General features: G+C 74.9%; 12 protein-coding genes. 5 read left to right on the top strand and 7 right to left on the bottom strand.

Translation table 11 applies throughout. The annotated features are described in order from the left end of the window. Positions 1–71 precede the first annotated feature (71 nt). The 5 genes from ACFYE3_RS15505 (at position 72) to ACFYE3_RS15485 (ending at position 6096) form a co-directional block, all read left to right on the top strand. Positions 72–1337, top strand: coding sequence for a hypothetical protein (locus tag ACFYE3_RS15505; protein WP_387610596.1), 1266 nt, complete (start codon positions 72–74; stop codon positions 1335–1337). 165 nt (positions 1338–1502) lie between these two features. After that, entirely contained in the window at positions 1503–3074 is a 1572-nt protein-coding gene (locus ACFYE3_RS15500; RefSeq protein ID WP_387610594.1) for a YifB family Mg chelatase-like AAA ATPase, read from the top strand. Between the two features lie 337 nt (positions 3075–3411). Continuing rightward, positions 3412–4323 carry a DNA-processing protein DprA gene (dprA, locus tag ACFYE3_RS15495; RefSeq protein ID WP_387610592.1) on the top strand — a complete coding sequence of 304 codons (912 nt, stop codon included), beginning with the start codon at positions 3412–3414 and terminating at the stop codon, positions 4321–4323. A gap of 9 nt (positions 4324–4332) precedes the next feature. Then, positions 4333–5283 (top strand): tyrosine recombinase XerC, encoded by a 951-nt coding sequence (locus ACFYE3_RS15490; RefSeq protein ID WP_387610590.1) that lies wholly within the window; start codon positions 4333–4335, stop codon positions 5281–5283. A 309-nt stretch (positions 5284–5592) separates the two neighbouring features. Next, positions 5593–6096 (top strand): DUF3145 domain-containing protein, encoded by a 504-nt coding sequence (locus ACFYE3_RS15485; protein ID WP_344123215.1) that lies wholly within the window; start codon positions 5593–5595, stop codon positions 6094–6096. Between the two features lie 123 nt (positions 6097–6219). Here the strand turns inward: ACFYE3_RS15485 and ACFYE3_RS15480 are convergent, their stop codons facing one another. From ACFYE3_RS15480 to ACFYE3_RS15450, 7 genes are all read right to left on the bottom strand, one after another. Continuing rightward, entirely contained in the window at positions 6220–7479 is a 1260-nt protein-coding gene (locus tag ACFYE3_RS15480) for a beta-ketoacyl-[acyl-carrier-protein] synthase family protein (RefSeq protein ID WP_387610588.1), read from the bottom strand. A 113-nt stretch (positions 7480–7592) separates the two neighbouring features. After that, the gene (locus ACFYE3_RS15475; RefSeq protein WP_387610587.1) at positions 7593–7838 is read right to left on the bottom strand and encodes an acyl carrier protein; all 246 of its coding nucleotides are present in this window, start codon (positions 7836–7838) and stop codon (positions 7593–7595) included. A 206-nt stretch (positions 7839–8044) separates the two neighbouring features. Continuing rightward, complete coding sequence (locus ACFYE3_RS15470; protein ID WP_387610585.1) at positions 8045–9112, bottom strand: beta-ketoacyl-ACP synthase III; 1068 nt, start codon at positions 9110–9112, stop codon at positions 8045–8047. Next, a complete protein-coding gene (locus ACFYE3_RS15465) occupies positions 9106–9231 on the bottom strand; it encodes a hypothetical protein (RefSeq protein WP_387610584.1) in 126 nt (41 codons plus the stop codon). The genes ACFYE3_RS15470 and ACFYE3_RS15465 overlap by 7 nt, the downstream gene beginning before the upstream one ends. Then, positions 9224–10138, bottom strand: a complete 915-nt coding sequence (locus ACFYE3_RS15460) for an ACP S-malonyltransferase (protein ID WP_387610582.1) — start codon at positions 10136–10138, stop codon at positions 9224–9226. Before ACFYE3_RS15460 ends, ACFYE3_RS15465 begins: the two co-directional genes overlap by 8 nt. A 78-nt stretch (positions 10139–10216) precedes the next feature. Continuing rightward, the gene (locus tag ACFYE3_RS15455) at positions 10217–11491 is read right to left on the bottom strand and encodes a PucR family transcriptional regulator (protein WP_387610580.1); all 1275 of its coding nucleotides are present in this window, start codon (positions 11489–11491) and stop codon (positions 10217–10219) included. Positions 11492–11602: 111 nt separating this feature from the next. Further along, positions 11603–12469: transketolase-like TK C-terminal-containing protein (locus ACFYE3_RS15450; RefSeq protein WP_449274658.1), on the bottom strand; the 867-nt coding region annotated here is incomplete at its 5' end.

Genomic DNA, 12469 nt, shown 5'->3' with positions numbered 1-12469 from the left:
CCGCGTGACATGCCTCGTCGGACGTGCCAATGTTGAACCGTCGAAGATCGGGAGAACGACGGAGGTGTGCTGTGGTCGTTGCGGGACCGTTCGCCGCTCCCCGACGCGCCGCGGCTCTCGCGGCGGCTGTCGCCCTGACCGCCAGCGGATGCGGGGTGCTGAAGGCCTCGGAGCCCGACGCGATCGCGCAGCCGGGCACTGTGACGACCGCTCCCAGCGGTCTCCGCCCGGGCCCCTACGCACTCACCACCGACGAGGGCGCGGTCATCACCTTCGACCTGCCCACCGTGCCGGCCCCGGACGACGAGGTCGAGCAGCTGCGGCGGGACCTGAACGTGGAGCCGGTGACCTACGTCGAGCTGCACATCGACAACACCGAGGGCACCCGCACCGTGCAGATCGACGACCTCAAGGTGATCAGTCACGAAGGCGGGCAGTTCCCGTTCGAGCCGGCCGCCGAGGTCCTGTCGGACTGGGACCCCAACCTCTCCGGGGAGGGCGGTTTCTGGGGCGCCGACGGCTCGCCCCTGGAGCCGCTGGAGGGGGCGCGGCTCGACACCCGCACGCACGAGCTGATCGACCGGTACACCGGCGCCGTCCCGGTCGGTGCCACGGGCCAAGAGCTCATGATCGGCGACTTCGAGAACCTGCCGCGGAGCTTCGACGACGTCGAGCTGTCCCCGTACCCGAACGACCGGGCCCAGGACCCGGCCCCGGTGGGGCACGGACCGGAGCAGCGCCAGTACCGGGCCGGGGCACCGAGCCCGGCGCCCCGGGAGCGGCTCGAGGCGGAACCGGCACCGGCACCGGAGCCCGCCCGCCCCGCCGCGGAACCGCCGCGAGTGCCGGCCGCGCCGGCCACGGCCGAGCCCGCACCGGCCCCCGAGCCCGTGTACTCGCCGGACTGTGCGGACCCCGCCCAGCCGTCCGGCCCGGTGCAGCAGGCGGCCTGGAACGCGGCCTGCGCCCCGGTCGTCGAACCGCCGCCCGCGCCAGCACCGCCGCCCACCCTGCCGCCCACCACCGGCCCGCCCGTGGAGCCCACGCCCACCCCCACACCCGTCCCCACCCAGCCGCCGGCCGGCACCGCGGGGAACGACGGCGAGGGCCCGGATCGGGGCGGCGCGACGGCCTCCCCGAGCCCCAGCTGGCGCTGGAACTGGCCTCCGCGCCCGGAACCCACCCCGACGCCGACGCCGTCGGCCTCCACCGACGCGCCCACGCCGACGCCTGCCACCGGCACTCCCACGCCCACGGTGTCGCCCACGCCGACGCCGACGCCCACCGTGACGCCAGGACCTTCGTCCTCCCTCCCCAGCGGGGCCGAGCTGGCCTGAGCGGGCGGCTTCTCCACCACCGGGCGCGCAGGGCCGCGGACCGGGGTGAGGGTGGCCCAGCATGAGGGACCAGGAGGTCCCCATGCGCCGTCGTCATCCCCTTCCGTGCTCTGCCCCCGGGCACCACCCACGGGTTTCGCCCGCTCGCTCCGCGGAGGTGCGCTGATGGGCTTCGCGCGCACGTGGGCGGTGGCTCTGGTCGGGCTGGACGGGTCGATGGTGGAGGTCGAGGCGGACATCGGGCAGACCCTCCCCGCGTTCTCCATCGTGGGCCTGCCGGACGCGGCGCTCAACGAGGCCAGGGAGCGGCTGCGGGCGGCCGCGCGCAACAGCGGGATGCCGTTGAGCCCGCGCAAGCTCACCGTCAACCTGACCCCGGCGACCCTGCCCAAGCGCGGATCGCTGTTCGACCTCGCCATCGTGATGAGTGCCCTCCAGGCCGCCGGTGACGTGCCCGGGACCGGGCGGACCGTCTTCCTGGCCGAGCTGGGCCTGGACGGGGCGCTGCGGCCGGTGCGGGGCATCCTGCCGGCGGTCATGGCGGCCGTGCGCGCCGGTCACGAGCGCATCGTCGTGTCCGTGGCCAACGCGGCGGAGGCGGCCCTGGTCCCCGGCGCACGGGTGCAGGGCTTCACCTGCCTCGCGGAGGTTCTCGCCGCCGCAGGAGCCGGTCCCGGGGGTCTGCGCCGGCCGGCACCTGCCGGGTCCGTCCCCGGCGGGGCCGCGCCGGAGGGCGCCGGGACGGGCGGGGTCGTGACGCACCCCGCGCCGCGTGCCGCACCCGATCTCGCCGACGTCGCAGGGCAGGCCGACGGCCGCCTGGCCCTGGAGATCGCCGCCGCGGGCGGGCACCACCTGCTCATGGTCGGCCCGCCGGGATCCGGCAAGACGATGCTCGCCGAGCGGCTCCCCGGCCTGCTGCCGGACCTCGAGGACGACGCCGCGATGGAGGTCACGGCCATCCACTCGCTCAACGGGGCCGCCGGGCGGTGCACCGCCCTCATCCGGCGGCCTCCGTTCGAGGCACCGCACCACACCGCCTCCACGGCCGCCCTGTTCGGGGGCGGGGCCGGCATCCCGCGGCCCGGCGCCGCCTCCCGGGCGCACCGCGGCGTCCTGTTCCTGGACGAGGCCCCCGAGTTCGACCGCGGGGTGATCGACGCGCTGCGCCAGCCGCTCGAGAACGGCCGGGTCGTGATCGACCGGTCCGCGGCCTCGGCCGTCTATCCGGCCCGCTTTCAGCTCGTGCTCGCGGCGAACCCCTGCCCGTGCGGTCAGGCCGGGGGGCGCGGAGCCGACTGCACGTGCACTCCACGGGTGCGCCGCAGCTACTTCGGCAAGCTGAGCGGTCCGCTGCTGGACCGGGTCGACCTGCAGATCACCGTGCCGAAGGTCTCCTACGGGGAGCTCGCCGCCGGGGCCGGACAGGGGGAGAGCACGGCGCAGATCGCCGTGCGCGTAGCCCGCGCGCGGGCGGCGCAGGCGGAGCGTCTCCACGGCCTGGGACTGCGCACCAACGCCGAGCTCGGGGGCAGCCTCCTGCACGGAGCCCTGCGTCCCCCGCGCCCGGTCACCGCCCCGCTGGAACGGGCCATGGACCGGGGCTCGCTGACCGCCCGCGGGCACCAGCGCGTGCTCCGGGTCGCCTGGACGCTGGCCGACCTCGAGGGCCGGGGCGCCCCGGTCGCCGACGACGTCGACACCGCGCTGTACTTCCGCTCCCTCGTCCCGGCCTGAGCGCCGCGTCCACCCGTCCGCGACAGGAAGGCCCCGCCATGCACCCCGCCCCGCCCGCTCCGCGCTCCCCCCACGACCCGCTGCTCCTGTCCCGGGCCGGGATGTCCCGGCTCGTGGAGCCCACGGACGCCACCGCGATGCTGCTGCTCGCGGCGCTCGGACCGGTCGCCGCGCTCGAGATCGCCACGGGGACGCGCCCATCGGCGCCGCGGAGCACCCGGCGTTCGTCCGGGCCGCGGCCGAGGCCGGATACGGTCCCCGGCAGGCCGACCTCCGGCGCGCCCTGGCCCGCTGGGCCCCACGGGCGACCGACCTCGACCCCTCCGAGGACCTGCAGGTGGCCGCCCGGGCGGGAGCGTGGTTCGCGATCCCCGAGGACCCCGACTGGCCCGAGGCGCTCGCCGACCTGGAGCTGTTCCAGCCAGTGGGCCTGTGGGGCCGCGGCGACCGGCGGCTCCTGGGCTTCCCCGCCGCCCGCTCCGTCGCCGTCGTCGGATCCCGGGACTGCTCGACCTACGGCCGGCAGGTCGCCCTGGACCTCGCCGGAGCCCTGGCCGCCCGCGGCTGGACGGTCGTCTCCGGCGGCGCCTACGGCATCGACCAGGCCGCGCACTCGGCCGCGCTGGCCACCGGCACCGCGCGCCCGGCGACGGTGTCGGTCATGGCGTGCGGGATCGACCGCCTCTATCCGCCGGGCAACCAGAAGCTGCTCCGCGAGGTCGAGGCCACCGGGCTGCTGCTGGCCGAGGTCGCGCCCGGATGCACGCCCAGCCGCTACCGCTTCCTCCAGCGCAACCGGATCATCGCCGCCCTCTCGGCCGGCACGGTGGTGGTCGAGGCCCGGTGGCGGTCGGGGGCGCAGAACACCGCCCACCACGCGGACGGGCTCAGCCGTCCGGTGGGCGCGGTGCCCGGCAGCGTCCACGCCGGCACCTCCGCCGGGTGCCACCGGCTGGTGCGGGAGGGCACCGCCGTCCTGGTCACGGACGTCGACGAGGTGCTTGAGCTCGTCCAGCCGCTCGGGGCGTCGCCGGCGCCCGAGCGGCCCGCCCCGGTCTCCGTCGTCGACGGACTCTCGGAGCGGGACCGCGTGCTCCTCGACGCGCTGCCCCTGACGGTGCGCAGCCGCCCGGACCACCTCTCCCGCGTCGCGGGACTGTCCGCCCGCGAGGTGCTGGGCGGGCTGCGCCGGCTCGAGGAGCGCGGCCTGGCCGAGGGAGCGGGGGAGGGCTGGCGCCGCCGTCGCTAGAATCGCCCCATGACTGCCGACGCCGCCCCGCTGCCCACGGCCGTGGTCCGGGCCCTGGAGCGGTACACGGACCACCTGGTGCACGAGCTGGCCCGCAGTCCCCGCACCGTGGACGCCTACACCGGCGACCTCCGCGCCCTCTTCGCCTGGCTGCACGCCCGGTACGGGGTCGCCGCGCCGGCCGCCGTGGACCTGGACATGCTCCGGGCGTGGCTGGCCGCCCGGCACGCCGAGGGGGCGGGCCGCTCGTCCATGGCCCGCTGGACGGCATCGGTCCGCGGGTTCTTCAGCTGGGCCGCCGCCACGGGACTCGTGGGCGCCGATCCCAGCCTCCGGCTCGTCGCACCCCGGCGCCGGCGCCACCTCCCGGACGTCGTGCCCGCCGACGGGATGCGGGAGCTGCTCGACCGTCTCGCCGCGCGGTCCACCGCGCCCGGGACCGGTGGGGCGGGCGCCGCGCTCGTCGCCCGGGACCGCGCCCTGCTCGAGCTGCTCTACGCCACCGGCGCGCGGGTGGGCGAGCTCACGGGCGCCGACGTCGACGACGTCGACCGCTCCCGCCGCGTCCTCACGGTGGTCGGCAAGGGCGACAAGCAGCGCACGGTGCCCTTCGGCCGCCCCGCCGACGAGGCACTGCAGCTCTGGCTGGCCCGTCGGCCCGTCCTCGCGGCCGCGGCCAGCGGGCCGGCGCTCTTCCTCGGCTCGCGGGGCGGCCGGATCGACGCCCGACAGGTCCGGCGGGTCGTGGAGCGCGAGCTGGGCACCGTCCCGGACACCGCCGCGAGGGGTCCGCACGCCCTGCGCCACTCGGCGGCCACGCACCTCGTGGACGGCGGCGCCGACCTGCGCACGGTGCAGGAGCTGCTCGGGCATGCCTCCGTGGCGACCACCCAGATCTACACGCACGTCTCCGTGGACCGCCTGGGGGCGGTCTACCGTCAGGCCCACCCGCGGGCCTGACGTGCGATCGGGGCCGGGATCGCAGGGCAGCGCGGGGTCCCGGGTTGACGCCCGTGGAATGTTTGCAGTTGAATGAGTGGCGTATTGTACTCGACGTCCCGGACACGGCAACGAGCTCGGAACCGGCCGGCGCGACGGGTGCGGCACCCGGGCGACCGGACGCCGCGCGGGCCTCGAATCCCGGCGGCGGGACGCGAGCCCGGACAACAGCATCGTCCGGGTGCGGCACGCCCGCCGCGACCCGACGGGTGGGACCGCTTCCGTGCAGGGCGTCGGGGAAGACGTACCTACACGACGGAGGAACAGGTCATGTCTTCACCCACCACGCGCGGAGTGCTCTACGTGCACTCGGCTCCGCGAGCCCTGTGCCCGCACATCCAGTGGGCGCTGGAGTCGGTCGCGCGCCAGCGCACGGAGCTCGAGTGGACCCAGCAGAACGCCGAGCCCGGTTCCGTGCGCGCCGAGCTGGAGTGGTCGGGGCCCGCAGGCACCGGAGCCCTCCTCGCCTCGGCGCTGCGCACGATGGGCCGTCTCCGGTTCGAGGTCACCGAGAACCCGTGCCGCGGCCACGACGGTGCCCGATGGTCCTTCACCCCCGACCTCGGGATCTTCCACGCGACCACCGACGCCGCCGGCAACATCATGGTCTCCGAGGACCGGATCCGCTACGCCTACGAGACGGCGGCCGGCAACCCCCTGCTCGTCATCAATGAGCTCTCCCTCGCCCTCGGCGAGGCCTGGGACGAGGAGCTCGAGCCGTTCCGGCACGCGGCGGAGGGCGCCCCGGTGCGCTGGCTGCACCGCGTCGGCTGAGAGCACCCACGGCCCGCCCCGCCTCCGGGGGAACGGCGCCCGCAGCATGAGAGAGGGCCGTCCCGCGAGCAGCGGGACGGCCCTCTCTCGTGCGTCCGACGGCGTGCGTCCGACGGCGTGCGCTCAGACGGTGCGGAACGCGGCGACCGCGTTGTGGCCGCCGAAGCCGAAGGAGTTGGACACGGCCACGAACTCGCCGGACGGGAGGTCGCGGGCATCCGTGACGACGTCGAGGGTGATCTCCGGGTCCTGGTTCTCCAGGTTGATGGTGCACGGCGCGGTGCGGTGGTGGACGGCGAGCACGGTGAGGACGGCCTCCACGGCGCCCGAGCCGCCCAGGATGTGACCCGTCATCGACTTGGTCGCCGAGACGCACATGTCGTCGACGGCCGAGCCGAACGCACGGCGCAGGGCGCCGGCCTCGGGGGCGTCGCCCCTGGGCGTGGAGGTCGCGTGGGCGTTGACGTGCTTGACGTCGGCCGGCCCGAAATCCCCGGTCTCCATGGCCTCGGCGAGGGCGCGGGCCGCCCCGCGGCCCTCCTCGTCGGGGGCGGTGATGTGGTAGGCGTCCGAGGTGAGGCCGGCACCGGCGAGCTCGGCGTAGATCCGCGCGCCGCGGGCCTTCGCGTGCTCCTCGGACTCGAGCACCACGGCGCCGGCGCCCTCGCCCATCACGAACCCGTCCCGGGCGGTGTCGTAGGGGCGGGAGGCGCGCTCGGGCTCGTCGTTGCGCTTCGACAGCGCCTGCATCGAGGCGAAGGCCGCGATGGTCACGGGGTGGATCGCGGACTCGGCGCCGCCCACCACCACGAGGTCGGCCTTGCCGGAACGGATGAGGTTCATGCCCTGGTAGAAGGCCTCCGTGCCCGAGGCGCACGCCGAGACGGGCGTGATGGACGCGGCACGGGCCTTGAGGTCCATGCCGACGGCCGCCGCGTTGCCGTTGGGCATGAGCATCGGCACCGTGAGGGGCATGACACGCCGGGCGCCGCGCTTCTGGAGGGTGTCGTAGGCGTCCAGCAGGGTCCAGACCCCGCCGATGCCGGTGCCGAAGGCCACGGCGAAGCGGTCGGGATCGACCTCCTCGGAGGCCTCCGCGTTGTTGCCGGAGAATCCGGCGTCGGCCCACGCCTCACGGGCGGCGATGACGGACAGCTGCCCGGAGGGGTCCAGACGCTTGGCCTCGACCCGGGTCAGCACCTCGCTGGCGGGGGTCGAGACGGGCGCGGCGATCCGCACGCCCAGATCGTAGGTGTCCACCCAGTCGTGCTCGATGGCTCTGACACCGGAGACGCCCGTGGTGGCGCTGCGCCACAGCTCGGGGACGGTGCCACCGATCGGGGTGGTGGCACCGAGACCGGTGACGACTACTTTGCGGGTCATGACTGCACTTCCTCGTGTCCTGGGGTGATGCGGCGGGCGGCCCGCCCGGTCGCGGGTCGGTGCGGGGCGCGGCGGATCCTGCGGTCCGCCGCGCCCCGCACCGACCGGCCGGATCAGGCCTGGGCGTTGTCGATGAAGTTGACGGCGTCCTCGACGGTCTTGAGGTTCTTGACCTCTTCGTCGGGGATGGTGACGTCGAACTTCTCCTCGGCGTTGACCACGATGGTCATCATCGAGATGGAGTCGATGTCGAGGTCCTCGGTGAAGGACTTGTCCAGCTGGACGGCCTCGGTCTCGAGGCCGGTCTCCTCGTTGACGATGTCGGCCAGGCCGGTCAGGATCTCTTCTTTGCTCGCCATGGTGGCTTCCTTTCTCTGCGGCTGCCGGAGCAGCCGGTGGTGACGTGCGCCCCGGGCAGGTGCCGGGTGCATCTGTCCCGGTCAGGCCGTGGGGCCGGACCGGGGGACATCGGGTGTGCGGTTCAACCCTACGACGACTCGCGGGGCCCCGCGGCGGCACCGACACGTGGGCAGGAGCCGGGGCCCGGCCCGCGTGCCGGTGGAGGTCAGGGGAGGACGACGACCTGCGCCCCGTAGACGAGGCCGGCGCCGAAGCCGATCTGCAGGGCCAGCTTCCCGGACAGCTCCGGGTGCTCGGTGAGCAGGCGGTGCGTGGCGAGGGGCACGGACGCGGCGGACGTGTTGCCGGAGTCGGCGATGTCCCGGGCGATGACCACGGACTCGGGGAGCTTGAGCGTCTTGGCCATCTGATCGATGATCCGCATGTTCGCCTGGTGGGGGATGAAGGCGCTCAGGTCCTCGGGGTGCACCCCGGCCACGTCCATGGCCTCCTGCGCGCGCTTGGCGACCTCCCACGAGGCCCAGCGGAAGACCGTCTGGCCGTCCTGGCGCAGGGTCGGCCAGAGGGTGGCGTCCTCGCGGACCTCGCCGGTCTCCGGGTCGAGGAGATCGGGGGACTGGGCGCGCTCGCGCCCCTGCTCCACCGCCCGGACGTCGGTGAGCGGGTGGGTCATCCGGATGGCGTCCCACTTGGAGCCGTCGGAGCCCCACACGGTCGGACCGATGCCCGGGGTGTCGGAGGGGCCGATGACCACGGCGCCCGCGCCGTCGCCGAGCAGGAAGGAGATGGAGCGCTCGCTGTTGTCGATGACGTCGGAGAGCTTCTCCACCCCGATGACCAGCACGTAGTCGGCCGCTCCCGAGCGGACGAGGGCGTCGGCCTGGGCGACGCCGTAGCAGTAGCCGGCGCACGCTGCCGAGATGTCGAAGGCCGGTGCCGGGGTGGCACCCAGGCGGTCGGCCAGGGCCGCGGCGGCGGACGGGGTGAGGTAGGGGAAGGAGATCGTGGAGACGATGACGGCCCCGAGCTGCGAGGCCTCGATGCCGGCGGCGGCCAGCGCCTCGCGGGCGGCGTGCTCGGACATGTCGAGGACGCTCACGTTCTCGGCGGCGCGGTGCCGGGTCTTGATGCCGGTGCGCTGCTGGATCCACTCGTCCGAGGACTCGATCCACTGGCAGACGTCGTCGTTGGTCACGACCACGTCCGGACGGTAGACGCCGAGGCCGAGGATCCGGGAGTGCGCGTTGGTCTGTTGCTGCTTCAGGGTCACCACAGGGGTCGTTGCTCCTTCGTGCGGCCGTGCGGGGCGGACGGGCCGGCTGGGCGGGGCGGGGCGGCTGCTCCGGCCTCGGGACGGGCGGCGCACACGGTGCGCGCGCGGACGTCAGTCAAGAATACTCCTGGCCTGCTCCAGCTCCGCCGCGGAGTTCACGGCGAGGGCCGGGACGCCCTTCATGCCGCGCTTGGCCAGGCCGGCGAGGGTGCCCGCCGGGGGCAGCTCGATCAGCTGCTCGACGCCGCGCTCCAGGAGCGTGCGCGTGCACAGGTCCCAGCGCACGGGCCGGCAGACCTGGGCCACGAGCGCCTCGAGGTTCGCGGCGCCGCCGGCCACCGGTCCGCCGTCGGCGTTGGAGAGCAGGGGGTGCACGGGGTCCGCCGGTGAGAGCCGGGGGACCAGCTCGCGCAGGGGCTCGACGGCGGGGGCCATGTGCTCGGTGTGGAAGGCGCCGGCCACCTTGAGGGGGATGACCCGGGCGCGGGCCGGCGGGTTCTCGGCGAGGGCGGCCAGCTGCTCGAGGGTGCCGGCGGCCACGGTCTGCCCGCCCCCGTTGGCGTTGGCGGGCGTCAGACCCGCGGCCTCGATGGCGGCGAGGACCTCGTCCTCCTTGCCGCCGAGCACCGCGCTCATGCCGGTGGGGACGGCGGCGGCCGCCCGGGCCATGGCGTTGGCCCGCGTGCGCACGAAGGCCATGGCGTCGGCCTCCGTGAGAGCGCCGGCCAGGGCGGAGGCGGTGATCTCACCGACCGAGTGCCCCGCGAAGAGGAGGTCGTTTCGGCCCGGACCGATCCGGTCGCCGAGCAGCCGGCCCGCCACGAGGCCCGCGGCCACGATGAGGGGCTGTGCCACCGCGGTGTCCTTGATGGTGTCCTCGTCGGCCTCGGTGCCGTAGTGCACGAGGTCGAGCCCCGCCGCCTCGCCCAGCTCCTCGAGGTGGGCGCGGACGCCGTCGAGGGCGAGCCATTCGGTGAGGAAGCCGGGTTTCTGGGAGCCCTGTCCGGGGCAGACGATCGCGATCACCGCTACAGCTTCGCAAGGATGCGGCTCCAGGCGGTGGCCCGGAGGCCACCAAGCCCGGCGGCGCTGTTTGTAGGGATGCTACAAGACCGGCCCCACGACGGGGGCGGACGTGTCGATGGGGGCGCACGAGTCCGCGAGCCGGCCCGCCACGAGGGCGCAGTGCAGCACGAACGCGTCGCGGGGGACCAGGGGGTCCCAGCCGGTGAGGTCGCTGATCCGGCGCAGCCGGTAGCGCACCGTGTTGGCGTGCACGAACAGCTCCCGGGCGGTCGCCTCGAGGGAGTGGCCGACGGAGACGTAGGCGGACAGGGTCTCCACGAGCCCGGTCGCGGAGCGCGTCAGCGGGCGGTACACCGCCTCGACCATCGCCGTGCGCGCGCTCTCGTCCCCGGCCATGGCCCGCTCCGGCCACAGGTCCTCGGAGTGCACGGGACGGGGCGCCGCGGGCCAGGCCGGCGCCACGGACAGGGCGGCGTGGGCGAGCCGGGCGGAGCGTCCCGCCGAGAAGACCGTGGGGGACTCCGGGCCGTAGGCCACCGGTCCCGGCCCGAAGGCGGCGGTCAGCTTCTCGAGGGCGAGGTCCCGGTCGGACAGCCCCCCGAGGATGAGCACGAGCCGGTCGCCCTGGATGGAGACGAGGGAGTCCTGCGCGTGGCGGCCGGCGAGCCGCCGCAGCCGGGCCACGGTGGACGGACCGGCGGCCTCGGGCGCGGAGCCCGTGAGCACGGTGACCGGGCCCGTCGACGCCCAGCCCAGGGCCGCCACGCGGGAGCGCAGCGAGTCGGAGTGCTCCCCCCGGAGGATTCCGTCGACCACGAGGGACTCCAGCCGGGCGTCCCACGACCCGCGGTTCTCGGCGGCGCGGGCGTAGACGTCGGCGGCGGCGAAGGCGATCTCCCGCGAGTAGCGCAGCACGGCCTCCCGCAGCGCGGCCTCGTCGTGGTGCTTGGCGAGCTCCGGGACCTTCTCCTCGACGACGTCGACGACGATCCGCAGCAGCTGCAGGGCGTGCTGGAGGGAGATGGAGCGGGTCAGGTCCGTGGGGGCGCCCCGGAAGACCTGGGTGAGCACCCACAGGGGCTCCTCCGGGTCCTCGTACCAGCGCACGAACGAGGAGATGCCCCGCTGGGCCACGAGACCCAGCTCGGAGCGCTCGTCGGCGCGCAGCTCCTCGAACCAGCCGAGGTCCGTCTCGAGGCGGCGGGTCGCGACCGTGGAGATCGCGCCCAGGTTCGCCTTCAGGTTCTCGAGCGTCCTGGGGTGGGGCGGGGCGACGGGACGGGGCCGGTCGGTGGAGCGTCTGCGCGAGGGGCGCAGCCAGCGCGTCGTGGTGTTCCCGTCCTGTCCGGCCATGCCTCAGAGCTTAGAGCACCGGATCGCCGCCCCCGGACCCGGGGACGACGACGGCGCCCCGCCCACCCGGACGCGGGTGGACGGGGCGCCGTGCTGCACGGAGGACTCGGCTCAGGCGTCGCCGCCCGCGTTGCCGGAGGTGCCGGCGGTGACGTCCTTCAGCGCGTACTTCTCGATCGCCTCGCCGGGAGCGCGCCAGTCGACCTCGCCTCGCTTGGCGAGCATCTCCAGGGCACGGACCACCATGGAGTGGGAGTCGATCTTGAAGTGCCGGCGGGCGCCGGCGCGGGTGTCCGAGAAGCCGAAGCTGTCGGCGCCCAGGGACGCGAACTCGTTCGGGACGAACTGGCGGATCTTGTCCGGCAGGTCCGCGCTGAAGTCCGAGACCGCCACGACCGGGCCCGTGGCCCCGGCCAGCTGCTGGGCCACGAACGGGGTCCGCGTCCCGTCGCCGGGATTGAGGAACGCCTCCTTCTCGGCGGCCAGGCCGTCGCGGCGCAGCTCCACCCACGAGGTCACCGACCACACGTCGGCGGAGACGCCCCAGTCCGCGGCGAGCAGCTTCTGCGCCTCGAGCGCCCACGGCACGGCCACGCCGGAGGCGAGCAGCTGGGCCCGGGGACCCTCGTTCTCGGCGGGCTTGAGCAGGTAGATGCCCTTGAGGATGCCCTCGACGTCCACGCCCTCCGGCTCGGCCGGCTGCTGGTAAGGCTCGTTGTAGACCGTCACGTAGTACATGACGTTGTGGTCCTCGTCGCCCGTGCCGTACATGTGCTCGAGGCCGCGGCGCACGATGTGGGCGATCTCGTACCCGTAGGCCGGGTCGTAGTGGATGACCGCGGGGTTGGTCGCGGCCAGCAGCGGCGAGTGGCCGTCGGCGTGCTGCAGGCCCTCGCCGGTGAGCGTCGTGCGCCCGGCGGTGGCCCCGATGATGAACCCGCGGGTCATCTGGTCGGCGGCGGCCCAGAAGGAGTCGCC

This window comes from Kocuria arenosa (assembly GCF_042879215.1).
Classification (GTDB): domain Bacteria; phylum Actinomycetota; class Actinomycetes; order Actinomycetales; family Micrococcaceae; genus Kocuria; species Kocuria arenosa.
Note: the sequence above shows the minus strand (reverse complement) of the source record. Positions and strands in the feature narration are given on the sequence as shown.